This is a genomic window from [Scytonema hofmanni] UTEX 2349 (assembly GCF_000582685.1).
Taxonomy (GTDB): domain Bacteria; phylum Cyanobacteriota; class Cyanobacteriia; order Cyanobacteriales; family Nostocaceae; genus Hassallia; species Hassallia hofmanni.
Map to the genome: position 1 here is coordinate 5,040,194 of NZ_KK073768.1, position 23,661 is coordinate 5,063,854.

The following is a 23,661-nucleotide window of genomic DNA, read 5'->3' on the forward strand; positions in this document are numbered from 1 at the left end:
GAATTACCTTCTAACGTCGTTTATGCCACAGCCATCGATGCTTTAATTCAGGGTTTTGCCGAAGATACAGATTTAGGAGTGCGGGAAGACTGTAAAGCCTCCCTTTTAGGCGTCGGCGATCCCCGTGGCTTACAGTTAATTGAAACCCTGGAACAAGAAGGATGGTTTTGATTTGGGCAATGGGCATTGGGCAATGGGCATTGGGCATTTTTAAGAGGGGAAAAGGGTAAAGGAAAAAAGGGGAAAGGGAGATGGAGTCATTTAAAATCAGTCGAAGAGAAAAGAAAATATTTCTACATGAGTCCCTTTCCCCATTCCCCTTTCCCCTTTCCCCCTCTTGCTTGGGCACGCTCGCAATGAGAATTAAAAAAATTCAATAAAGCAACTGCGTGAATAAATACGATTCTTTCCATGCCCCATGCCCCATGCCCTATTCCCTATTCCCTTTGCAACAAATAGCTCATCGCTCCGTGCAATACACCTATTTGTCCTTTTGTCAAGGTTGCAGCGTGTTTTTCTGTGAAGCGTCCAAAACGTCCTTGAGTATCAGGGGTTTGTGCTGTTGATTGAGAGGAGTGAAGGGGAGTGGTAGTCACAAATTGATTTCGATGACAGGATGAACTTATTAAATTTGGCAACACCCTGCGATCGCATTGTCACTCGATACAATCGCATTGTCACTCGATACAATCGCATTGTCACCCGATACAATCGCATTGTCACTCGATACAATCGCATTGTCACTCGATACAATCGCATTGTCACCCGATACAATCGCATTGTCATCCGATACAATCGCATTGTCACTTGATGTCCGCTGAATTTTAATTTATATATTATGGCTTCTGGAAAAGCTAATTCTGACAAACGTATTGTCTACCAAGAATTTGGTAACGATAACTCTGCTGCTTTTGAAAGACCAACTCAAGAACTACCTCCACAACAACAAAACGTGAGGGTACAAGCTACACGCAGCGGACGCAAAGGTAAAACTGTCACCGTGATTACTGGGTTTCAGGCAAAACCAGAAACTTTAGCAGATTTGGTGAAGCAATTGAAAAGCCAATGCGGTACAGGTGGCACAGTAAAAGATAATGAAATTGAAATTCAAGGCGATCATAAGCAGAAAATACTAGAGATTTTGATTAAGCTTGGTTACAAAGCCAAAATTAGCGGTGGTTAATCGTTGCAGGATTGAAACCGATTGTAGAATTAGTCTTAAGTTGACTTCTTCGTAATGGTAGTTTAAGGTGTAGGGTTTTAGGAGCTTGACATGAGCCAAGCAAAAGTTGCAGTAGTTGTTGGTGTGAGTCCAGGATTAGGAAGTGCGATCGCTCGCAAAGAAAGCAAGTGAAAATTTTGCTGTTGGATTGATCGCTAGAAACGCTGACCAACTCACCGAAATTCAAAGCGAAATTCAAGCTGCCAATGGAACAGCTTTGATTTTTCCGGCTGATGTGACAGACGCTGCATCTATCAAAGATGCTTTTGCACAGATAAAATCGCAACTTTATTAACGGTTGCCACTGCTGCACTTAAAGGCTCTGCTAGATTTTCGGCTTTAGCGGTGGGTAAATTCGGCTTGAGAGCGCTGGGGCAGTTTTTGGCACGCGAATTTGGTCTCCAAGGAATTCATGTGGCTCATATCGTTATTGATGGTCTGATTAATACCGAAAGAGTGTGGGGGATGGCGTCACAACGAGACGCACATACGCTACTTTCACCGGATGCGATCGCGCAAAATTATTAGCAACTCTACAATCAAGATGCCACTGCCTGGACTTTAGAACTTGATTTGCTACCTGCTGTAGAGAAATTTTAGTCAACTACTGCACGGCATATAGGCTATTAATCATTACGCAAGATAGACATGCAAACATTGTCTGCCAATTGGCAGACTTTTTTGTTTGCAAGTCTCTTATATCCTTTAATGAAGAAAGTCAGCGTTAAATGTCGAATAAATCACCGCTTACCGGATATTCAATGGTTAAGATCGTATCTGATTTATACGTCAACGCTTTCCTTAGTAAAAAATCTCAGGAGAAAATTAATGGCACAAGCAAAAAATGGTGATACTGTAATGGTTCACTACACAGGCAAATTGACAGATGGCACAGTATTTGATTCTTCTATTGAGCGTGACCCTTTGCAATTTACCATAGGTACAGGAGAAATCATTCCTGGATTTGAACAGGCAGTTCTGGGAATGAATACTGGTGAATCAAAAACTACAAAAATCCCCGTAGAGGAAGCTTACGGTTCACATCATCCAGAAATGGTAGTAGAAATTGAACGCGACCAAATGCCCCCGGAAATGGAACCAGAAGTAGGTCAGCAGATGCAAATTCAGCAACCTTCTGGAGAAATTATTCCGGTGACGATCACTAATATCTCTGAATCTACAGTTACTTTAGATGCAAATCATCCGTTAGCTGGAGAAGATTTAATCTTCGATATCGAACTTGTAGATATCACTGTTTAAATGTTGGTTGATGGGCAATGGGCAATGGGCAATGAGCATTGGTAATAATTCTTTCCCCTTTTCCCTTTCCCCCTCTTCAAATTTCCACTAACCACTAATCTTCATTTTGAGGATTTTCTGAGGCTGGTGTTTCAGTTGTTTGGTTAGTATCTAGAGAACGCTGGTCAGAAACAAGGACTAATTCTGTTTCTCTGTTAGATTTATTTCCCCATTGATCTAAAACATCTTTAATTAAGACTTCTTGCACCCAAATTTTGGCAACAACGGTCAAGGGTAACGCTAAGAATAATCCTAAAAAGCCAAAGAAGGTGACAAAGAAAAGTTGAGAAATTAAAGTGACAGCGGGAAGCAATGACACCTGACGTGCCATGACAATTGGGGTAATAAAATTGCTTTCTACTTGCTGAATGACAAAGTAAAGAATCAATACAGCAAGGGATTTCCAAGGTGCATCTAAAAGGGCGATCGCCATTGCGGGAATTACACTCATCGTTGGACCCAAATTGGGAATCAAGTTTAAAAATCCCGCCAATATTCCTAAGGCAAGCGCGGCTTTCACACCTAAAATTGATAAGCCAGTTACGCTTAACAATCCCACTACACTCATCGCAATGAAAGCACCTATTACCCATCCCTCTAATGACACTTCACATTTATCTAAAATTCCATCTACCCGTCGCCGATAAAATGAGGGAAACAACCGAATAAATACTTTCCGGTAAGCTGGGGGATTGGCTAAAAACATTCCTGTTAAAACTAACACCAATAAAGTTTTTAATACTACTTCTAAAGTGCCAGAAACAAAGGTAAAAGAGCTTCCTAATGCGCGATTTATTAAAGGTTGAGCTTGTTGAATTAAACTATTTACATCAGGTATATATGGTGTAAGTTCAGGAGGAACGCGAGTTTCTGCTTGGTCAAGCCAACTATTCAACCGTTGAAACCCTTGGGGAACTCGAAGCGTTAGCTCTTGAAACTGCTGTGTAAAAGGCGGTACAATCACCCAGAAAAAGCCGATGACGATCGCAAAAAAAGTCACTACCGACACAATTACGGCAAGTCCACGTCCCATCCCCATGTGTTGCAAGCGTTTCGCTAGCCGATTCAAGGTGGTGGCTAATACAATGGCGGCAAACATCAGTAAAAGTACATCCTTTATTTGCCACAATATATATAAAGAAATAATAAGAGCGATTAAGCCGATCCATTGACCTAGATTCACAAGCTGTCTCCGAACTGTTGCTGAGATCCGTTTTTGATTCAATGCAGCTAGGTTAGCTGATTTTAGTGAATTTCGCTTGTATCTGGGGAGTGGGGAGTCAAAAGTCACTCATTCAGGAGTTATTATTCCTCCTTGTCCTCCTTGTCCCCCCATCCCCCTATCCCCCCCTCTCGCTCTCTCCCTTAGTGGGGATTCGCCATAATAATGCGATCGCTATAATCAAACTTGGTGACAAAACCATAATTAATACGTTGCTTGTCGTCCCCCCAATCCCCAAACTCGGACAGACATATCTAATCAGCAACGACAGCAAAGCCGAGAATACAAACACTTTCACGATAAATCCAGTTTGATTTTCCATAATCTAGTACGGCTATACGCATTTTTCTGTGGGGTTGACACTAAATAAGACTGCAACGTCCAGTCTCTACAATAAATCTATAGTTACAAAGCTTTACATTTAGAAAGAGGGCATGGGGCAATGCGCAATGGGCATTGGCAATTAAAGAAGTTTAAGAAAGTCATGCGCGTCTAATACGATTCTTTCCATGCCCTATGCCCTATGCCCCATTCCCTAATTTAGAAGGTACATCAAAAAATGCCTGTAGAAAAAAAGAACAAAAGCCCCATCAAATCGCCGAGAGTTAGGCAGTTTGGCGGCAGTTTCCTTATTCTGCTGACTATTCTGTTATTGCTTAACTTTATTGTTCCTAGCTTCTTCGGTACGCGATCGCCACAAGTTGCTTATAGTGATTTTATTACAGCTGTGGAAGCTGGTAAAGTAGATAAGGCAGTTATTGGAAGCGATCGCATTGAATATTCAATACCGACGCAAACCCCAGATGGTAAGCCAGCTTCCCAAATATTCCAAACTACACCAGTAGCTTACGATCTGGATTTACCGAAGATTCTCCGCGAGCATAATGTCCAATTTGCTGCACCACTACCAGATCAAAATGCCTGGATTGGCACTTTAATTAGTTGGGTGTTTCCACCGTTAATTTTTATTGCGATTTGGGGCTTTTTCCTCAATCGTCAGGGAGGTGGTGCCGCTGCACTGACTGTAGGTAAAAGCAAGGCACGGATTTCTTCTGATGGCAGCACTGGTGTCAAATTTACAGATGTCGCTGGTGTGGATGAAGCCAAAGTTGAATTAGAAGAGATTGTTGATTTCTTGAAAAATGCTGACAAATATACCCGCTTAGGTGCGAAAATACCTAAAGGTGCGTTGCTGGTGGGACCTCCAGGAACGGGTAAGACAATGTTAGCGAAGGCGATCGCAGGGGAAGCGGGAGTTCCTTTCTTCAGTATCTCCGGTTCCGAGTTTATCGAATTATTCGTTGGTGTCGGTGCTGCACGGGTACGCGATTTGTTTGAACAAGCGAAAAAACAAGCACCTTGTATCGTTTTTATCGACGAGTTAGATGCACTCGGTAAATCTCGCGGTGGTGCTGGTGGGTTCGTCGGTGGTAACGATGAACGCGAACAAACCTTGAACCAGTTACTCACAGAAATGGACGGCTTTGACGCCAACACGGGTGTAATTATCATCGCTGCTACCAACCGTCCGGAAGTCTTAGATCCAGCTTTACGTCGTCCGGGACGCTTTGACCGCCAAATTGTGGTAGACCGTCCTGATAAAATTGGTCGGGAAGCGATTCTCAATGTTCACGCAAGAAACGTTAAATTAGCTGAGGATGTTAACTTAGCTACGATCGCTATCCGCACACCTGGCTTTGCTGGTGCAGATTTAGCTAACTTGGTGAATGAAGCGGCATTATTAGCAGCGCGTCAAAATCGGGAAGCTGTGGTTATGGCTGATTTCAACGAAGCGATCGAGCGATTGATTGCCGGTTTAGAAAAGCGATCGCGCGTACTCAATGAAACTGAGAAGAAGACTGTAGCATATCACGAAGTTGGTCACGCCATCATCGGTGCATTGATGCCGGGAGCGGGTAAAGTTGAGAAAATCTCAATTGTGCCGCGTGGTGTGGGTGCTTTGGGTTATACAATTCAAATGCCGGAAGAAGACCGCTTCTTGATGGTTGAAGACGAAATTCGCGGACGCATTGCGACTTTGTTGGGTGGACGTTCGGCTGAAGAAGTCGTTTTTGGTAAAGTCTCCACAGGTGCGGGTGACGACATCCAGAAAGCCACAGATATCGCAGAACGTTACATTACTGTCTACGGCATGAGTGATAAACTTGGTCCGTTGGCTTTTGAGAAGACGCAACAACAGTTTATCGAAGGTTACAGCAATCCCCGTCGCTCAATTAGTCCGAAACTGGCTGAGGAAATTGACCGCGAGATGAAGGAGATTGTGGATAATGCACACCACATTGCTTTAACCATTTTACAAGAGAACCGCGACTTGTTAGAAGAAACCGCAGAGGAACTGCTGCAACGGGAAGTTCTCGAAGGTGTAGAATTGCGGGAACGTCTGGCAAGAGCGATCGCACCGAGCGAACTTAATGAATGGTTGCGTTCCGGCAAAGTCTCAGAAGATAAGCCGCTGCTGCAATCTGTATTGAATTAAAATTCGCGCGTCAGCACTCGTGTGTGCTGTCCTAAAAGCGATCGCTTGTTTTGAAGGCGATCGCTTTTTCATTCATACTTCTTTCCTCCTGCCTCCTGCCCTCTGCCTTCTGCCTTTTTTTGTAATTCCTCAACCCATCGCCGATCGCCTTGTGATAGTGTTGGGGGAAGAACTGCTTGTTGGTAGTCAATGCGGATAGCGTAACCACCCCGCTCATAAATACCACTAACGACAGATTGTAAATTTACAGTTGTTACTTCTTGAGGTTCTTTGAGGGGTAGTAAAAACTCAGGAATCGCTTCACGCATTGTAAAAGCATATAAATCTGCTATGGGGCGCCGCTCATGCTGACTGACTACAATTCGATAATCAGTTATGGAATCAACCCCTTTCATTGCCATTGGTTCATCTGCTCGAAGCAAGTCTATTTCAACTAAATGAGACATACTCCCTAAAATCGAATGACGCTTCTGCTCGTAAACTGAGCGCCCTTTGCCTTTGCGTTTATTTTTAGGTGATAAAATTTCAATGACTGTAATTACAGCATCTGTTTTAGTTTCCCTGACTTCCAGATATCGCTCTTTAACTTCCACTGGCATTGGCAGAGTGATTTGAATCGGGTGAGTTTGGACTGCAACTTGAGTAGTTTCTTTTGAGTTAATTTGGTCAGAAGGCTGCTTGCTGATTGATGAAAGCACAACTGCATCTGGAATTCCGATTAATAGCTCCTCATCAGCAGTGTCTAGATAAGTGCGCGTCTCCACACCAATATAGTACTTGGGTAGCAAATTTGGGGCAAGAGCATCAGCGATCGCTACAATTAAACGGCTGTGAAACTCTGACCAGAAAATAGGCTGCTCCAGATAGGGGTTCATTCCCGGAAACGGCGATCGCATAAGTGACCTCACGGATGGAAGCTATCTTGATTTTAACTGCCGGATGGCGATCGAAGATTAAGCGATCGCGTGTCAGCACTCGTGTGTGCTGTCCTAAAAGCGATCGCTTGTTTCATGTCCACAAAGAGTGTATTTTGTAGGGTGCGGAATATGAGATCAAGAATTTTGTTGGCTGTTGGTATCGCAAACTTCCGGCACCTTGAAAAAGTCGGTGGGGTGGCTTCCTTCCTCTCTAGACTCACCGTAGTGATCGTAGAACTCGAAGTTTCCAATTTTCTTGAGAATAGGAGCAAATTCGGGGTACTTGTCGGAGCGATTGCAGAACCGAGCGGGTATCTCGGTTCCGGGAATAATGCCGTTCCAGCAATCAACAGCGAAACCGTTGATGGTGTTTGTGCCCTTGTAAACCATGTTGTTGGCTAACCACCAGTCGCGACTAAAGACATTAGGTAGCGGGAAGGGGTTGAGGGTACAGTTAGTCACCCCGGTGTTCGGATCTTTTTGGATGAAATACTCTTTGTCTGGGTCTGTACCATCAGATGGGTCGATGTCATATACGTTGTAGATCAAAACCTTTTTGTCAATATAGTAGGCGAGTTCGCGGTTGACGCCCTGCTTTATATCGAACTCATACGTGGACACCAGTTTATTTTGGGGATTGCCTACTTCCTTAAACCTCCCCGAACCAAAGTATACCAAGGGAAAATTGGGAAACGCCTTTGTGGGCTGGTTTTTGAGAGCTTCATCTCTAAAGGAATGTATGCTTCTACCCTGACCAAAGGCAGGGAGCGAAGTTGCTACCAAAGCACACAAAGCACAGATGAAAATCCACTTAAAGATACTGTTTTTCATTTTTAAAACGACTGTATTTCTTCAAAATCAATCTTTATTATCAGGCGATCGCCTTCACGGGCGTCTTTCTCTGGAAGAAGCTTTACGTTCCAATTAAAAAAAGGTCATTTAAAAAATACCCTGACCGGGGGTCAGCAAATTGTCAGGATCGTAGCGTCGCTTGGCACTTACCAATTTGCCCCAAACCGGACGAAACTGTTGCTTCCAATCAGAGCGAGAAAATTTAATCGCGTCTACGGGATAGCGAGTACCGCCAATATCACGGTTTTTCTCAAAAAATCTCCGATTGTCATCAAGCATTTTGCGAACTGTAGCATCATCAAGGGGTGCAGTCCGTAGAATCGTAAAAAGAAACACAATGGAATCGTTGGGTGTCCGAAATAAAGGCAGCTTAAAGCGATCGGTTTTGACAGGGTACAGCAGAATTGGACTATTTCCTGTATCAGCCGGTGTCAAAGTAGAAACCAGATCGCCAACATATTGCTCAACGGCTGTACCGGGTACGAAGAGGTTAATCCAAGGATGAGGGTTAGACCAAACACCAATGGATTGGAGGAAAGCAACAGTTTCTGCCAAGCGGTTGAGAAAGTCGAAGTAAGATTTATCCTCTATTTCTTCTGTACCCGGAGTGTAGCTCAAAGACGCAAGTAAAGTGCTGTTGTCTGGCTGATTGGGTGGGGTGTAAAAGCTAGCCGCTTCTAACATATAACGCCATCCGCCGTTAGGATTGCTTACAACCTGACCTTCTACATAATTGAACCGTTCATCACCAATAAGTAAGCGTTGGTCATGAGTAAAGGTATCCAAATTATCGTAATACAAAATAAACACACGGGCATTAGTAAAGGCTTCGATCAACCGAATCGTAGCCCGTACTATGATTCCACACTGACCCAGACCAGCCAGCACTGCTTCAAATAAATCCCGGTTTTGGTAGGGGGAACAAGTTTCCAATTTACCCTTACCAGTAACAACCTGAAGTTCCAACACATTATCGACTTGAACACCATAGCGATGGCTCGCGCCGCCAATACCGCCCAATGATAGCGTTCCTCCAATTGACAGTTCGATGTAATCGGTGAGGACAGGTGGTGTCAATTGTTGTTGCAAGGTTGCTTGCAATAGCTGGCTCCATACTACCCCAGCTTCAACAACAACTCGGTCTGCACTAAGCTCATGAATTTTGTTTAACGTACTCATATCAATGATTACACCCTCTTCTACTTGTGCTTGACCGTAGCAAGAGTGACCCTGACCGCGTGCAGCAACTTTGAGGTTATTTTGCTGTGCAAACTTGACAATACGGACAATATCCTGAATTGAACCTGGTTTGAGTACAGATGAAGGCAGACGATACACTAAATGACCAAAATCATTACTTACAGCAGCGCGTGCGGCATCATCAGTGTAAAGCACGCCATCTAGATGCGGCAGGTTTACAAACTCCTCAGATGCAGATGCTGCTAATGCAGACGTAACCCACGAACGATTGATTACATCGAATCCAATAATAACAGCACTCGTAATCAAACCCTGCAAAGTGGCGCGGCGCGAGGTTTTATTTTTCATATTGTTAGTGACTGAGTTTTTTAATGTTTAAACAAGCAAACAGATTATTCGTTTACTGCTCCAGATAGGGGTTCATTCCCGGAAATAGCGATCGCATAAGTGACCTCACGGATGGAAGCTATCTTGATTTTAACTGCCCGATGGCGATCGAAGATTAAGCGATCGCGTGTCAGCACTCGTGTGTGCTGTCATAAAAGCGATCGCTTGTTTGTTGAGCGATCGCTTTTCTAATGCCAAATTCCCTGATGATGTTGTCAACTCAGATGTTGTCGCATTCTCAAATCGCATCCACAACCGCCTGCAAATTAATTTGCAGGCTAATAGCCAAAGTCTACTAAAGTAGACTAAATAAGAATTGCGAATTTAAGTCCACTTAAGTGGACTTCAGCTATTAGCCTGGGATTTAAATCCCTGGCGGTTGTGGCAGATCGAAGATATCAAACTCACGTAAAATAAAGATTTCCATCGGATTGATCCGCTCAGTCTCTATTTTGATCTATTTATCCCTCAGCCTATCGCAGTTCCTCCAATTCCTCTGGTGTGAGAGGATTATTTCCTAACTCAAGTGCTTCTATCCAGCGTAGCCGGCGCTGCTTCATATCTTCTAAGATATCAAGTTCGCCACTGTCTACAGCAGCCCGAAAGTCTTCTAATGCCCCTACCAAGTCGCCTGTGAGTACTCTAGCCAGCCCCCGACTATCTTGATAACGTTTATTATCAGGGTCTAGAGTAACAGCTTTTTCACAGATGGGAATAACACTTTGAGCATGACCGTATAAACTGCCAACCCAGCAAATGCTATTCCAATATGCGGCAGAGTCATTTAAACTAGGGTCAAAGCTGAGGGCTTGCTTGAAAGCGTTCTGTGCTTCTTTAACCTTGCCCTCTTTTACCAAACTGATACCCTGACTTAAGGAAACCGCAGCTGCAAAAGCTGGATCTTGCGCTAACTCAGGAGATACGTTTACTGCTTCATGCAGCCCTTTAGCATTGAGCCATTTTGTGTCACTGTTCCAGACAACTGCTTCGAGGTTGGCACCCCTGAGGTTGGCACCCCTGAGGTCGGCACGGCTGAGGTCGGCACCCCTGAGGTTGGCACCCCTGAGGTTGGCACCCCTGAGGTTGGCAAGGCTGAGGTTGGCAAGGCTGAGGTTGGCAAGGCTGAGGTCGGCACCGCTGAGGTCGGCACGGCTGAGGTTGGCACCCCTGAGGTTGGCAAGGCTGAGGTAGGCACCGCTGAGGTCGGCATCCCTGAGGTAGGCATCCCTGAGGTCGGCACCGCTGAGGTAGGCACCGCTGAGGTAGGCATCCCTGAGGTCGGCACCGCTGAGGTCGGCATCCCTGAGGTCGGCACCGCTGAGGTCGGCATCCCTGAGGTCGGCATCCCTGAGGTCGGCATCCCTGAGGTAGGCACGGCTGAGGTTGGCACCGCTGAGGTCGGCACGGCTGAGGTCGGCACGGCTGAGGTTGGCACGGCTGAGGTTGGCATCGCTGAGGTTGGCACGGCTGAGGTTGGCACCGCTGAGGTCGGCATCGCTGAGGTTGGCACGGCTGAGGTTGGCACGGCTGAGGTTGGCACGGCTGAGGTTGGCACGGCTGAGGTCGGCACCGCTGAGGTAGGCATCGCTAAGAAATAATCCCAAGTTTTTGCGAAAGGCATCGACACCTAAGCAGTGACTATAGCCGATAATAGCGAGTAAGCATACTGAATCAAACTTATCAGAATCAGGTTTACCGCAGGGGTAAAAGGTGATTTTATCTTTCAGATCATCTTTTCTTTGAGCATAGCGATGCAACTGTAAAAGCAAAATCATCACATTCAATCCTGTACACACATCCACTTGTCGCAAACCCAAGTGATTTTCTCTATCTGGTAATTGCTCCCTTAATTGCTTTTTCTTCATCTGCGGCAAATTTGCATCTTCCGCATCAATAAATTCCCCATCGCACCAACGAAAATAGAAATACTCCAATCTTTGGAACAGTTGACACAAGCGTTCTACATCTTGAAATTCTGAACTTTCGGCAAACAACCCCATTAAATATTCCACAATCTCCCACGTTAAATTCCCATAGCCGAATAAATCATAAATTTCCCTATCCATCACCTCTGTGGAAACTGCATCTTCTTCCCGGTTACGCTTGCTTATTTTAGTTGTCCAATCTACAAAGCTTTCTATTAACCGTTCTGCGAATAAAAACTCACTAAAACTCTTGTGGACAAACTCCACGGAACCATCTTTATCGCCTGAAGCTGCTTTGATGTAAAATGCGGTTAACAAGTTATTGAGTAGCTTTTTATTTTCCTGAGAATTATCTCTCGCTTGCGGAATTAACTTTGCTGCTGGGCTATTGCTAACTTTCAGCCGTGATTCTAACATTGCCACTTTTGCAGATTCATTCCCCGACTGCACCACACACAAAGCTGCTTCTGTCATAAATTGGCGCAAATCTTCGCTTTCTAATTCAGTTAAGCGCAAGTTTTCATCTTTATTGTCACTTTTACGCTGTTCTTCTAATACCCATTTCACCGATTCATCATAAATGCGGATTTTTGCTTTGATACCTTCTGCACCCTCAAACATTTGCACATTCAAACGTTGCTCTCGGTGCATTCGTCCGAGTAAATAAAGCAGTAAAGGTTCTCGTGCTAGTTTATTCTTAATTTCATTGGGACAAGCTTGCAAAAACTGTTCAAAGTTATTTGCTTCTTGCGTCCCAACTTTAGCCTCCCATTTCTCCAGCCACGTTTGCCGAATCGAGTCATCCATTGGCTGAAGTTCGACGTGCTTCAAGCTTTTTGTTTGTGAGATATAGCGGTCAATTCCTTGCAGCGGTAAAGGACGACCTGTAACTAAAAATTGATGATGGCAAAAGCTATCTTTTTGAAACTTCTCTACCTGTTCCAAAAATTCCTTTAAGCCGTTAGCTCGTCCTTCTAATAATAGTTCATCAAAGCCATCAAGTAAAAATAAAAAGCGCGTCTTTTTATCCGTCAGCCAGCCGGAATCACTTTGAATAAAGTGAACGTTTTCTAAATAGTTGTTTAAAGTATCAGTTAAGTTATTTTCGAGTACCCGCACATCCCGCAAGCGAATCAAAATCGGTGTAAAGCTGGGGTGCAAGTTCTGCCGCACCAAGTCAGCAAACATTCTACAAAAGACACTTTTACCGCGTCCAGCTTCACCTTGAATAAATAAAACTTGTTTGGATTTATTTTTATCAGCTTCAGCAAGTATTGACTTAACAAATTCTTCGATTTGATAAGTTACATCATTTTTTTCCTCAAGTTCTTTAACTTGCAGCGGTACATACAAATCCCGAAAGGTAATATGAGTTTCATCAAAAATATTTTCTTCAGATTTAGGTTTAATTTCCTGTTCTAAATAATCATCAATGCTCAGATATTTCTCTAATTGCTCTTTTCCCCCGACGCGATACCATTCCACAAGTTGCTTAACTTTATCGCCAATTTCTACTAATGCCGAAAGCATATATTCATTAGTTTTTCGCGCAACTCTTTCGGTTACAGTTTTTGCGTCTGCTTCGATTAAACCCGCTTCTTGTAAACGTTGCTGCAAAACTTGATTAAATGCTTCTGCTAATTTCGATTCGTGGAAGTAGAGAATAGCCCTTTTCGCTTCTCGCTCCTCAAATTCTTGCTCACCTAACTTCTTAATTTGTCGAGCTAAAGTTTCCGAAACTGCGCTATCTTGATTAATTTTCTGTTGTAATTGCGAATCTTCTTTAAGAATTGCTTGCAAGCTTTCAACATAAGCAACCTGACTAACCAATATTACACAATTTTCTAGACTTGGTTCTTTTTTAGTTGCGTCAACAATCAGCTTTAATGTAGTTATCGCGATGGGTGCAAAGGGAATTACTGAACCCGCAATTTGTCCGAGTGGTGCATTTATGACATCTAATAGCGACGATATTTGAGCGATGTAGGGCTTGAGGTCTTCTGCCTTCGGTTTTTGCTCGTTGATGGCTTTGGCTAGGTCAAAGACGACTTTAGCGGCTTCTGCACCAGTTTTTGTTACCTCAACCCCTTGTCCCCAGTTCAACTCTTGGATATTTTTCCAAAACTTCCACGAAAGAGCGATCGCCATAGACTATTTCTCTATCTCATTGATAAAATTATTAACATAAATCATCTCGTAAACCGTGGGTTAAGCGATCGCTAACCCTGTATATTTTTTTATTTAGAAGTTCCTTAACTCATAGAACTTACGCGATCGCACAAAAAACTCGTAGTAAGCACTAAAGTGCTTAAAATAAGCGCTAAAGCGCTTACTACCTTAGAATCAACCAGCTAAAAACTTCTTCTACTGTCAGTTCTAATTCGATACCATTAAGTATCGGCAACTGAGAAGCACCTGTATACATTTCCACTTTTTGTCCGGGAAACACAGCTAGGACACTTTCATCTTCTGGATATATTAACCACCCTAGTTCAGTTCCGTTGCGGGAGCAATGCAACAAGTTACTCAATACTTTTGTTTGTCTTTGATCTGGAGAAAGTATTTCAATTGCCCAATCGGGGTAAATATCAAAGCGGTTTGCAATTCTCCCTGATGATGTTAAGGGAATTCTTGCCCAACGAAACACAGATACGTCAGGGACGATGGAACTACCACCAAATGTGCAGCGTAATTCTGGGAATGCGTGAGCAATTTTTTTGCTTTTGGCTACTTTATTAATTACTTCGCAAAAGGTAATCTGAATTAAGCTATGTTCACCTTGAGGCATTGGCTTTTGAATAATTTCTCCATTGATAAATTCTGATGCTGGTTTTGTTTCTGGCAGTTGTAGGAACTCGTCTAATGTCAGTTTAGGTTTAGTGGCTATTGTCATAAATCAGTTTTACTGCGAAAGTTTTACATAGACAATCTTTTTAACTAGTAATATCATGTCCGCTAGCTTACCCATAATTCATGAAGAACCCCACCCGCCTGTGGCACCCTCCCCGCAGGCGGGGAGGGTTGGGGAGGGGTTCTTTTATTATGGCTGTTTGACCGGACATCATATGAAAACAAAGTTCGGAGTTTCATTAATGAGTCTTTGATACTCGTCAACGAGTCTTTGATACTCGTCAACGAGTCTTTGATACTCGTCAACGAGTCTTTGATACTCGTCAACGAGTCTTTGATACTCATTAATGAGTCTTTGATACTCGTCAACGAGTCTTTGATACTCATTAATGAGTCTTTGATACTCATTAATGAGTCTTTGATACTCGTCAACGAGTCTTTGATACTCATTAATGAGTCTTTGATACTCGTCAACGAGTCTTTGATACTCATCAACGAGTCTTTTATACTCGTTAGCGCAGTTCTATACTTCGTTATAGCGTTTCCTAATCACATCAGGTACATCATAGCCCCCTCCTCGCTTGCGGGGAGGGGGTTGGGGGTGGGGTTCTTGTACCTCACTGAACTGAGAACCGCTATAAGCAATTTCAAAGGCTTCTAAATCCTGACTTTCCGTACAGACGCGATGAATCGCGTCTCTACAAGTGCTAACTGCGTTGCCAAATTTTAATTGTTTTATCTAAACTGCCACTTACTAACATTTCGCCGGAAGCTGTAAAGGCTAAAGCTGTTACTGTATTGGCATGTCCTCTAAATGTACCTAGTAGTTCCCCTGTGTGTAGATGCCATAATTTGATCGTTTTATCTGAACTACCACTAGCGATAATTTCTCCATCGGGACTAAGAGCGATCGCATCAACTCCATCTTCATGTCCTTTCAGGGTACGAAGCAATTCCCCTGTCTCTAAATCCCAAATCTTAATCGTCTTATCTCGACTTCCACTAACGAGAATATTATCATCTCCACTCACCGCCAAAGAACGAACTATGTGAGAATGTCCCATGAGGGTGTGAAAAGGTTCGCTGTTGAAAGGTTCTAATTTTCCTTTACATGACTTGCGCCAAACTTTGATTTTACGATAGCTACCTGTGATCAAAGTTTCTCCATCTTGGCTAAAAACGAGGGAATGAGCAGCGGTATCATCTAATGAAAGAGCGATCGCTACCTGTCGATACATTAAATCCCAAAACAAAATCTTTCTATCATCTCCCCCAGTTGCTAACATCCTTCCATCTGGAGTAAAAGCAACACAGCGCACCATTCCATTGTGTTTGTGGAGAATATCTATTAAATCTACTGCACCCGAATGCCAAATCTTTATTGTCGAGTCTGCACCACCACTCACCAACGTTTGCCCATCCGGACTAAATGTGAGGGAATTGACTTCATCTACTACCCCGGAGATACTCCATTGGTATTCTGAGAGAGTACCAATTAACTCACCTTTTGTCAAGTCCCAAAGCTTCGTCTCTCCCCGACTGCCGCTAGCCAAAATTGGCGCGTTTTTACCATTTTTCCCTCCTGGACTGAAAGCAAGGCAATTAATCCCTCTACAATGTCCTGTCAAAGTCTGCCAGCATTCCCAATCACCAACAATGTTTTTCAGGGGATGATCTGGTGATAAAGTCTGAATCGTTTCGGCATACGCAATTTCATCAACTAAAGAAGGTGCATCTTCTTTGGGAATTAGTGATTCTAAATACCAACTTAACCCACCCCCATACAACAAGTTACTCGGAATTACAGTGACTTTTGGCTCACTAAATTGAATTTGATTGGACGGTAAAAATCCTGTAATTACCGCTTGTTTCTCGTAGCCTAATTGACCAGTAAACGGAAAAAACAAACATAGAAAAATCAATACCTGATGATTTTGTATATCTTCTTGAGTAACAGTCCACCTGATTTTGTCTTTTTTTATGCCATTAAAGCTTTCTCCATCAGCAGCGTAAACTTGAATACTAACATCAGGATTATCTACTAAGAAGTAAGTAAATTTACTTTCACCGCGTAAATTTCCCTCTTCATCTAATGCCATATTTTTCAAGCTGTTTTGTGGCACTTTTTTAACCAGCTTACCCAAGCGTTCAGTTATCACCCGCTGAACGATTTGTTCTCGCAAAAGATAATCTTCCGCTTGCTGCTGAAAGTATTTCGGAAAGGGAATCACCCAATCGGGAGGTTCGGGATATTCCGGTGGTGTCGGTGGGGGATTTTTAGCAAGAATTTCGGCTTGGAAGCGAGCAAAATTGAGCAATTTTGCCAATGAGTCACCCCAAAATGCCATAATTTCACTGTGACAACCTTTGACTTGACTTTCTAGCAAAGATAAGTCATAAGTCTTTGGTTTTTTCACACGTTGAAGAAAGTCAGCTTGTTGAGCTTTCAGTAAGCTAATCCAATCCATTTGCATGTTTTGCGGCACAAAGAATGCATACCTACGGTAAGCTATACCAAAGCAATTACTCAAGTTTGTTAGATGAATGTAAGTTAACAATTGAGTAATTTGAGCAGTTAGGGTAACAAAAGCATTACTTATGCTCTAACAGAAAGCAATTATCTATCTGAGCTATAAGATACTTTGTCAACCATGAGCAAGAGCGTATAAATAAATTAGGCGTTGGAAATTAATTCTAACTTATCTGGAAAATATGAGACTGTCTCTGGTGAGACAAACCCGAAATAATACTCACGAAAAATTGCAGCCACGCAGACAATGATAGTATCAATCTCAGATTATTGCCGCAACAGTTTCACATTAAGTTGTAAAAGTAAAGATCCTAAAGTCAAGATATCTTAATTTTATTGTTAGCGATCGCTTTCTTTTGCGTGTAATCGTTTAATTTTCATCCGTAAATCAAAGTCATCACCGCTGACAATTGTTTCTAAGTCAGCGATGCGGTCTTCTAAAAGTTCCACCTGCTGCGGTGACAAAACTTGATTTTGGTATTTTTTCACATCCGATCGCCATACGGCAACTGTACCAACCGCTGCGCCAGCGATCGCTGCTAATGGTATAATTGCACCACTTTTGGTGACTGCTGAAAGGGGAACACAAATTGCTAAAATTGCGACAGTCAAGCCCCAGATTTTTGTGGTAGCGCTAACTCGGATATCTTCAGGTTGTTGGAAGTTTTTCTCCGATTTTTTAGCCACGAGTGTGTCCTCAAAGATTCTATTATAATAATCAAACGCGATACTCCTGCGGAGTCACTGAGTCCTGCGGACACGCTACGCGAACGTGAACGCGTGTAAGAGTTCCTCAAGCGATCGCGTTGGCGGAGCCTCTCGTAGAGAAGTGACTCCGTAGGAGTATCGCGTTAAGTATAATTGCTCCATAGATAGTTTTGTATCAACTTTAATTTTATCCTCCGGATGAAATTATTCGCTGATAAAAATAGATTATTGTCTAAATATATAGAAGTTTTTGAATGCCGAGAGTCACGATAATCAAAAAAAGATATATTTATTGTTGACAATATCGCATCTATTCAAAAAACAATCATGACAACTGCATCTTCCATTTTTCTGGCTGGAGCTAGTCGGGGTGTCGGTAGAGAAATTGCCAAATGCTTAATTGCAGAACAGCAAAAGGTAAAAGCACTTTTGAGAACAGAAGCAACTCGTGATGAATTAGAAGCAATGGGTATTGAGGTAGTTCTGGGAGATGCTTTGAATAGCGAAGATGTAGAAAGCGCGATGCAGGGAGAACCCATCGACGCAGTTATCAGTACTATTGGTGGTTTGCCTCAAGTTAGTGTAAGAGCAGATTATTTAGGCAATAAAAACCTAATTGATGCAGCGGTGAAAGCGAAAGTGCGCTTATTTATTTTAGTGTCTTCGATAGGTAGTGGGGATAGTGTAGTTGCATTGAATCCACAAGCTTTAGAAACACTGCGATCGGTTTTAATCGAAAAAGAAAAAGCCGAACAACATTTAATTGGCAGTGGACTTACCTACACCATTATTCGTCCCGGTGGATTAAAGTCAGAAGCTGCAACCCGAAACGGTATCTTAACTCAAGATCCACGCATCGCAGGTATAATCCATCGTGCAGATGTCGCACAGTTAGTTTGTCGTTGCTTAAATTCTGACAAAGCTAACAATCAAGTATTATCAGCAATAGATAAAAATATGCTTTTTGGGCAAATAGAATTTGAGGAATTCAGCTTAGATTAAAAAGTTATAGTTTAAAAACATTGTAGAGACGTTTCACCGAAACGTCTCTACGAGGGTTGCCGCGATAAAGTTCTTGCTCCACTAATTACCATAATTACCTGTCCATAAAGGACTCCAATCACCAGAAGCGACAAAACTTGCCCAATAATAAGGATGCTGGTATTGAGGTATCTTCAAGAACTCTAACTGTGCCTGTCGTAGTGCTTCATGTTTACCCTTACCTGCGTTTAAATTTTGATAATACTTTACCATCAAATCCTTAGTTCCCTCATCGTCTATAATCCACAAGCTCAAAACTTGAGTCTGAGAACCTGCAATTACCAAAGCACGACGTAAACCATAAAGCCTACCTCCTACTTGGAACTCACCCAGTCCAGTTTCACAGGCTGACAGCACCACCAGCTGTGTTCCCCGTAAATTCAATCCAGTAACTTCCAAGGCTGTGAGGATACCATCATTGGTATTTAATGAAGCTTGCAGGCGATTATTAATACCCGCGAAAGCTAACGCAGAACGCAACAAGGGATTTTCTAGTTTCAAAGTTTCGAGTAATTGCTGATTGAAATTATCTGCTACTTCTTTGTCAGTGATAAAGAAACCGTGAGTTGCTAAATGGAGGATACTCGGAGCTTGTACTTTTTTAATCGCAGCCTCGGTAGCTAGTTTACCAGAAATGATTATTGTATCCGGAAAAATCTCTTTGATTTTATTTGCTTCCTCTAAACTGTTGTAAAGTGGGGCAAATTGCAAGTTTGGTAAGTGACCATAAGGGCGATTTTCTAAACCACGTACACCAGAAGATGGTGCGGTTATTTCCTGCTGGTTGTAGTCGATATTTGCAAATACTACCGGACGTCCTACGCTTTTAGGTGCTAACTTAAAGCGTAGCAACTCTCGTCCAGTGTTGAGATAAGAGAAAGTGTAACGTTGAATCAGGTATTTATTTTGTTCGTCTAATAGTGCTTCAAAAGGAATTATTGTTAACTGTCCATCGGGTGATAATAGCAAATGACGTGCATCGCGCAACAGTGGACGGATGGGAGCCATGATTTGCCGATCTAATGTACGAGCGAGTTGCTGAAATGATTGGGTAGGCTTGTTTTGAGTAGTAGTAGTAGTAGAATAACGGCTGCGAGTATCAGATGGTTTTTCTTCCAAGGCTTTTCGTAGATTTTTAACAGATGTGTCAATAGTTTCAGCATCTGCCAAGTCAACCCACCTTGGTTCCCCAGAAGAACGCAGCACCGCAGCTGCATAACGCATTTTACCCGATTTTTCAGCCTGTTTAGCTTTAGGATTAAATGGCTGATAGCGCACGATTTCCACCAAAGCCGCATCCTTAGGTATCTGAGCTTGGATGGCAGCTAAATCTACTGGTTGGGTGGTAATCTTGAATTCAGCACTTTTGTTAATAATCGCTTCTTCTATGCGATCTCTTTTTAGATTTAATTGGTGAAATTGAGCTTTATACTCACTAGCGCTTTGGTTTACTTGCCCCCTGTATATTAGTGTTGATAGGTTTTGATTGACGCTCTGCCATTCATCAAATAATTTTTGTGTTTCTGGTTTATCTGCGAGGTGCTCGCGTAATAGTTGTATGTTGTCGATAACGGTGTCTAGTACACGTACTTTGCGACGTAGCAGTGTGGTGAGCGCTAGCCTTGCGGCTGTGGATCTATTAGGAGCTTTCTGGAGAGATAGAGATATGGCTTGGTAGGTTGACAATAAAAAGGTTTTAGCGTATTTTTGCTTAGTTTCTTCTGAGCCAACAGTAAAAGTAAGTTCAAAATTATGTTCTTCAATTTCTAGCCCACGACTAAGAAAATCAATAGCACGGGTGATGTCACCCTGTGCTTGGTACAATTGTGCTAAATTGTTCAGGCTAGAAGCGACAAGAGGATGTTCTTTACCCAGCATTTTCTCTCTGATTTCGAGCGATCGCAAATACAGAGATTCGGCTTTTTGATAATTTCCCGCTTCTTGATGCAAGGAAGCCAAAGTATTAACGCTAGTAGCAACATCCGGATGTTCTTTACCCAGTCTTTTCTCCCTGATGAAGAGTGCTTGCAAATACAGAGATTCGGCTTTTTTATAATTCCCCTGTACTTTGTACAGTTCTGCCAAATTGTTCAGACCAGTGGCAATATTAGGATGTTCTTTTCCCCACAATTTCTCCATAATTGCCAGAGAGCGGAGATAGAGAGGTTCAGCTTTTTCATAGCTGCCCTGTATTTGGTATAAGGAAGCCAAATTGTTTAGGTTATTGGCGATCTCAGGAGTTTCTTTACCCACCACTTTCTCTCTGATTTCGAGCGATCGCAAATACAGAGGTTCAGCTTTTTCATAGCTCCCCTGTGTTTGGTACAAGGAAGCCAAATTGTTCAGGCTAGTAGCGACATTAGGATGTTCTTTACCCAGCTTTTTCTCGTAAATTGCCAGAGATCGCAAATACAGAGGTTCAGCTTTTTCATACCTACCCTCAAGTTTGTACAATTCTGCCAAATTATTTAGGCTAGTGGCAACAAGAGGATGTTCTTTACCCATTACTTTCTCGTAAATTGCCAAAGAGCGCATATGCAGAGGTTCAGCTTTTTCATGCAACCCCTGAGCTTTGTACAATTCTGCCAAATTGTTGAGGGTAGTAGCAACATCAGAATGTTCTTTGCCCAGTACTTTCTCGGTTATGAAGAGTGCCCTTTCTGCTAGGACAACAGCTTCATTGTATTTACCTGCGTTATACAACTCAATGACTTGTTTATTTAGTTGCTTCGCTTCCTGCAACTCTGGTGACTGTTGTGCTGACAATGGTGTCTGAGGTTGTCCTATTACTTGTCCTGGAATGCTAACTAGCAGCTTGAATGTTATTGCTGCTGTCATTGACCAAGATACTAATTTGATGCAACCTTGGATTTTTCGCTGGGAGAATCTATGCACGTATTTCTGCTTCCTAGCTTATTAGCGACAATCGGTCAAAATATACCTCAAAAGCGAAAATTGATTTTTTGGCAAAACCAAAAACTTTACAACCTCTCACCCATGTTAAATCAAAGAATGTCTTCTCAGCTTTAAACTGCGTACATTTTGGTTCCAATGCTACTTGCAGGGGAAATGCCACGCAAATCATTAAGACTTTTATGGCGTTTCTGCACGTTTTGCGCTAAAAACAGTGGAGAGATCATTGCTAAAACTGAAGTAATTCCCTTGTAGCTAATTTTCATAAGTATGTCTGTTAAATACTAGAGTTGGATAAGTCAGTACTAGATATTACTTCCCATTGATTAAGAAGAAGGTATGCAACTGATTAAGGGAAAGCTATGAAAATCCAAAGCGTTGGTTGACAAAATTTTTTCAGAATTAATAAAATAGAGACGCAAAGACAAACGTTAGCTTGAAACGATAATCTGACCGATACCCTTTAAAATTTGCAGTACAGTACATAATTCATTCCGCAAGGGAGTAGGAGAAAAAATTCTCGATACGTCATACTGCGGTGTATCCTCTTGAGTTAGTTTGACAAATACAATTCCGTCTCCATTTGTCATCATTCCAAAAATAGGTTTTTCTGGCTGCGGATACGGATTATTTATTGACGATTAATTATTCGGTAAAATTGCTTGCAAACCCTTTACTAATCTTTCTATCCCTTCTTTCGCTGTCTCTTTTTGCAGCGCACCATAAGCAACTCGCAGATAACATCCATTATCCATACCAAAGGTTGTACCGGGGATCACTGCTACAAGATGTTCTTTAATTAGTCTTTCTACTAATTTAAAAGAATCTATATGACTATGAACTTTGAGGAAAAAATAAAACGCACCATCGGCGGGGGTAATGGTACACTGATTTTGTAGGCGGTTGAGTGAGTTAAGAACGTCATAGCGCACTTGGGCGATCGCTTCCAAATTCTTCTTCAAATACTCTTCTTTTGCCTGCAATGCTCCTAATGCTGCATACTGAGAAATCACAGGTGGACAAATCACGATTGTATCTTGTACTTTTTTAACAGCTAAAAGCAGATGTTTGGGAATCACCATATAGCCAATCCGCCAACTTGCAAATCCGTAAGCTTTGGAAAGGCTATACAAAGAAATGGTGTATTCACTACTTCCGAAAAATGTAGCGGGAGAAGTATGTTTTACACCGTTATAAGTAAAGTATTCATAAGCTTCATCGTTAATATGGTAGATGTTGCGTTCTTGACAAATTTGATTTACTTGTCGCAATGCTTCTTCCGAATAAACTACACCTGTGGGATTATTCGGTGAAATGGTAACTATTGCTTTTGTTTTTGATGTGACAGCTTGAGCGATCGCATCCACTCGCAATTGATAATTTTCATCGGTTTCTACTAACACCGGATGACAACCCGCCATTGTGGTTGCCATTTCATGATTAAAATAATAAGGTGTATTTAATATAATTTCATCGCCTATCGAAGTAATTGCGAGAATGGCATTCATAAACGCCATATTACTGCCGGCGGTAACAACAATGCAGTTTTCGTCGTTAATTTCAATGTTATTAAAAGCTTGTAATTTTGCTTCAATCGCTGCTAATAAAGGAGGAATTCCCTCAACAGCTTTGTATAGATTATTATCAGATTCAGCGAGGAACTTCGACAAAAACTCGATTGCTTCGGGTGGCGGATTGTATGAAACAACACCTTGCCCTAAAGAAATGGTTCCAGGATTGCTTTTAATTAATTCGCCAACGACAGGTATTATGGGAGACTGCACTGCCTCCATACGAGAAATTAAGTTTTTCATGCGATCGCGCTGATTTGATCTATATTTAGGGTCTGCTTGTTATTTCGGCGATCGCATTATTATCGAATTTATGGCGATCGGTACTGCTGTGAAAAAAATGTCCGAGGTAAGCACACGCTCATCCTCTGCATAGGAACGAGAATAAAGGTCTCCCTTATCCCCTTGTCTCTTGGTACAGCTTTGCGTAAAATCGTGACGAATTGAGGGTTGAAATTTAAACGCAGAGGGGCACAGAGGTAAGCGCAAAGGTACGCGGAGAATTCGCGCTCGTATTAATGAAATGT

The 23,661-nt window shown here is 42.4% G+C and carries 23 protein-coding genes and 1 pseudogene; 8 read left to right on the forward strand and 16 right to left on the reverse strand.

Going from position 1 to position 23,661, the window contains the following annotated elements; all coding sequences use genetic code 11:
• Positions 1-171 (forward strand): annotated as a pseudogene (locus tag TOL9009_RS46285) (HEAT repeat domain-containing protein); the annotation flags it as partial.
• 266 nt (positions 172-437) lie between these two features.
• Here TOL9009_RS46285 and TOL9009_RS47875 read toward each other — a convergent pair.
• Both TOL9009_RS47875 and TOL9009_RS50600 read right to left on the reverse strand, forming a co-directional pair.
• Positions 438-596: a hypothetical protein gene (locus tag TOL9009_RS47875; RefSeq protein WP_186227721.1), complete on the reverse strand. Its 159-nt coding sequence runs from the start codon at positions 594-596 to the stop codon at positions 438-440.
• Between the two features lie 29 nt (positions 597-625).
• Positions 626-829, reverse strand: a complete 204-nt coding sequence (locus TOL9009_RS50600) for a hypothetical protein (protein ID WP_398344939.1) — start codon at positions 827-829, stop codon at positions 626-628.
• A 9-nt stretch (positions 830-838) separates the two neighbouring features.
• Between TOL9009_RS50600 and TOL9009_RS0127980 the strand changes: the two genes are divergently transcribed.
• The 4 genes from TOL9009_RS0127980 to TOL9009_RS0127995 all read left to right on the forward strand — a co-directional run bounded on the left by TOL9009_RS0127980 (position 839) and on the right by TOL9009_RS0127995 (position 2,482).
• Positions 839-1,183 (forward strand): translation initiation factor, encoded by a 345-nt coding sequence (locus TOL9009_RS0127980; RefSeq protein ID WP_029636544.1) that lies wholly within the window; start codon positions 839-841, stop codon positions 1,181-1,183.
• A 142-nt stretch (positions 1,184-1,325) separates the two neighbouring features.
• Positions 1,326-1,517, forward strand: a complete 192-nt coding sequence (locus TOL9009_RS49745) for an SDR family NAD(P)-dependent oxidoreductase (RefSeq protein WP_029636546.1) — start codon at positions 1,326-1,328, stop codon at positions 1,515-1,517.
• Positions 1,518-1,567: 50 nt separating this feature from the next.
• Positions 1,568-1,750 carry a Rossmann-fold NAD(P)-binding domain-containing protein gene (locus tag TOL9009_RS49750; protein WP_029636548.1) on the forward strand — a complete coding sequence of 61 codons (183 nt, stop codon included), beginning with the start codon at positions 1,568-1,570 and terminating at the stop codon, positions 1,748-1,750.
• 300 nt (positions 1,751-2,050) lie between these two features.
• Positions 2,051-2,482, forward strand: coding sequence for an FKBP-type peptidyl-prolyl cis-trans isomerase (locus TOL9009_RS0127995; protein ID WP_029636550.1), 432 nt, complete (start codon positions 2,051-2,053; stop codon positions 2,480-2,482).
• A gap of 94 nt (positions 2,483-2,576) precedes the next feature.
• Here the strand turns inward: TOL9009_RS0127995 and TOL9009_RS40740 are convergent, their stop codons facing one another.
• Both TOL9009_RS40740 and TOL9009_RS43930 read right to left on the reverse strand, forming a co-directional pair.
• Positions 2,577-3,704, reverse strand: coding sequence for an AI-2E family transporter (locus TOL9009_RS40740; protein WP_038296645.1), 1,128 nt, complete (start codon positions 3,702-3,704; stop codon positions 2,577-2,579).
• 157 nt (positions 3,705-3,861) lie between these two features.
• A complete protein-coding gene (locus tag TOL9009_RS43930) occupies positions 3,862-4,065 on the reverse strand; it encodes a hypothetical protein (RefSeq protein ID WP_072022174.1) in 204 nt (67 codons plus the stop codon).
• Between the two features lie 237 nt (positions 4,066-4,302).
• Here TOL9009_RS43930 and ftsH point away from each other — a divergent pair, with 237 nt between their 5' ends.
• Positions 4,303-6,240 carry an ATP-dependent zinc metalloprotease FtsH gene (gene ftsH / locus TOL9009_RS0128010; protein ID WP_029636553.1) on the forward strand — a complete coding sequence of 646 codons (1,938 nt, stop codon included), beginning with the start codon at positions 4,303-4,305 and terminating at the stop codon, positions 6,238-6,240.
• A 68-nt stretch (positions 6,241-6,308) separates the two neighbouring features.
• Here the strand turns inward: ftsH and TOL9009_RS0128015 are convergent, their stop codons facing one another.
• Complete coding sequence (locus tag TOL9009_RS0128015) at positions 6,309-7,136, reverse strand: DUF4058 family protein (protein ID WP_029636555.1); 828 nt, start codon at positions 7,134-7,136, stop codon at positions 6,309-6,311.
• 14 nt (positions 7,137-7,150) lie between these two features.
• Between TOL9009_RS0128015 and TOL9009_RS49755 the strand changes: the two genes are divergently transcribed.
• Positions 7,151-7,276, forward strand: a complete 126-nt coding sequence (locus tag TOL9009_RS49755) for a hypothetical protein (RefSeq protein WP_260675955.1) — start codon at positions 7,151-7,153, stop codon at positions 7,274-7,276.
• A 16-nt stretch (positions 7,277-7,292) separates the two neighbouring features.
• On the opposite strand, the gene TOL9009_RS0128020 is transcribed toward TOL9009_RS49755, so the two are convergent.
• From TOL9009_RS0128020 to TOL9009_RS0128050, 7 genes are all read right to left on the reverse strand, one after another.
• Complete coding sequence (locus TOL9009_RS0128020) at positions 7,293-7,988, reverse strand: hypothetical protein (RefSeq protein ID WP_029636557.1); 696 nt, start codon at positions 7,986-7,988, stop codon at positions 7,293-7,295.
• Positions 7,989-8,096: 108 nt separating this feature from the next.
• The gene (locus TOL9009_RS0128025; RefSeq protein WP_029636559.1) at positions 8,097-9,557 is read right to left on the reverse strand and encodes an FAD-binding protein; all 1,461 of its coding nucleotides are present in this window, start codon (positions 9,555-9,557) and stop codon (positions 8,097-8,099) included.
• A 129-nt stretch (positions 9,558-9,686) separates the two neighbouring features.
• Entirely contained in the window at positions 9,687-9,845 is a 159-nt protein-coding gene (locus TOL9009_RS47880) for a hypothetical protein (protein ID WP_186227666.1), read from the reverse strand.
• 224 nt (positions 9,846-10,069) lie between these two features.
• Positions 10,070-13,669, reverse strand: a complete 3,600-nt coding sequence (locus tag TOL9009_RS40745; protein ID WP_051503050.1) for a pentapeptide repeat-containing protein — start codon at positions 13,667-13,669, stop codon at positions 10,070-10,072.
• A gap of 184 nt (positions 13,670-13,853) precedes the next feature.
• Positions 13,854-14,414 carry a Uma2 family endonuclease gene (locus TOL9009_RS0128035; RefSeq protein ID WP_029636561.1) on the reverse strand — a complete coding sequence of 187 codons (561 nt, stop codon included), beginning with the start codon at positions 14,412-14,414 and terminating at the stop codon, positions 13,854-13,856.
• Between the two features lie 664 nt (positions 14,415-15,078).
• The gene (locus tag TOL9009_RS0128045; protein ID WP_029636563.1) at positions 15,079-16,839 is read right to left on the reverse strand and encodes a WD40 repeat domain-containing protein; all 1,761 of its coding nucleotides are present in this window, start codon (positions 16,837-16,839) and stop codon (positions 15,079-15,081) included.
• 401 nt (positions 16,840-17,240) lie between these two features.
• Complete coding sequence (locus TOL9009_RS0128050; protein ID WP_029636565.1) at positions 17,241-17,588, reverse strand: hypothetical protein; 348 nt, start codon at positions 17,586-17,588, stop codon at positions 17,241-17,243.
• Positions 17,589-17,936: 348 nt separating this feature from the next.
• Between TOL9009_RS0128050 and TOL9009_RS0128055 the strand changes: the two genes are divergently transcribed.
• Complete coding sequence (locus TOL9009_RS0128055) at positions 17,937-18,611, forward strand: SDR family oxidoreductase (RefSeq protein ID WP_029636567.1); 675 nt, start codon at positions 17,937-17,939, stop codon at positions 18,609-18,611.
• A gap of 81 nt (positions 18,612-18,692) precedes the next feature.
• Here TOL9009_RS0128055 and TOL9009_RS0128060 read toward each other — a convergent pair whose 3' ends face one another.
• The 4 genes from TOL9009_RS0128060 to TOL9009_RS0128075 all read right to left on the reverse strand — a co-directional run bounded on the left by TOL9009_RS0128060 (position 18,693) and on the right by TOL9009_RS0128075 (position 23,377).
• On the reverse strand, positions 18,693-21,488 hold the full coding sequence (locus tag TOL9009_RS0128060; protein WP_051503141.1) for a tetratricopeptide repeat protein: 2,796 nt from the start codon (positions 21,486-21,488) through the stop codon (positions 18,693-18,695).
• Between the two features lie 188 nt (positions 21,489-21,676).
• The gene (locus TOL9009_RS47885) at positions 21,677-21,829 is read right to left on the reverse strand and encodes a hypothetical protein (protein ID WP_186227667.1); all 153 of its coding nucleotides are present in this window, start codon (positions 21,827-21,829) and stop codon (positions 21,677-21,679) included.
• 165 nt (positions 21,830-21,994) lie between these two features.
• Entirely contained in the window at positions 21,995-22,156 is a 162-nt protein-coding gene (locus TOL9009_RS47890) for a hypothetical protein (protein ID WP_186227668.1), read from the reverse strand.
• Between the two features lie 48 nt (positions 22,157-22,204).
• Complete coding sequence (locus TOL9009_RS0128075; protein WP_029636571.1) at positions 22,205-23,377, reverse strand: pyridoxal phosphate-dependent aminotransferase; 1,173 nt, start codon at positions 23,375-23,377, stop codon at positions 22,205-22,207.
• Positions 23,378-23,661 lie beyond the last annotated feature (284 nt).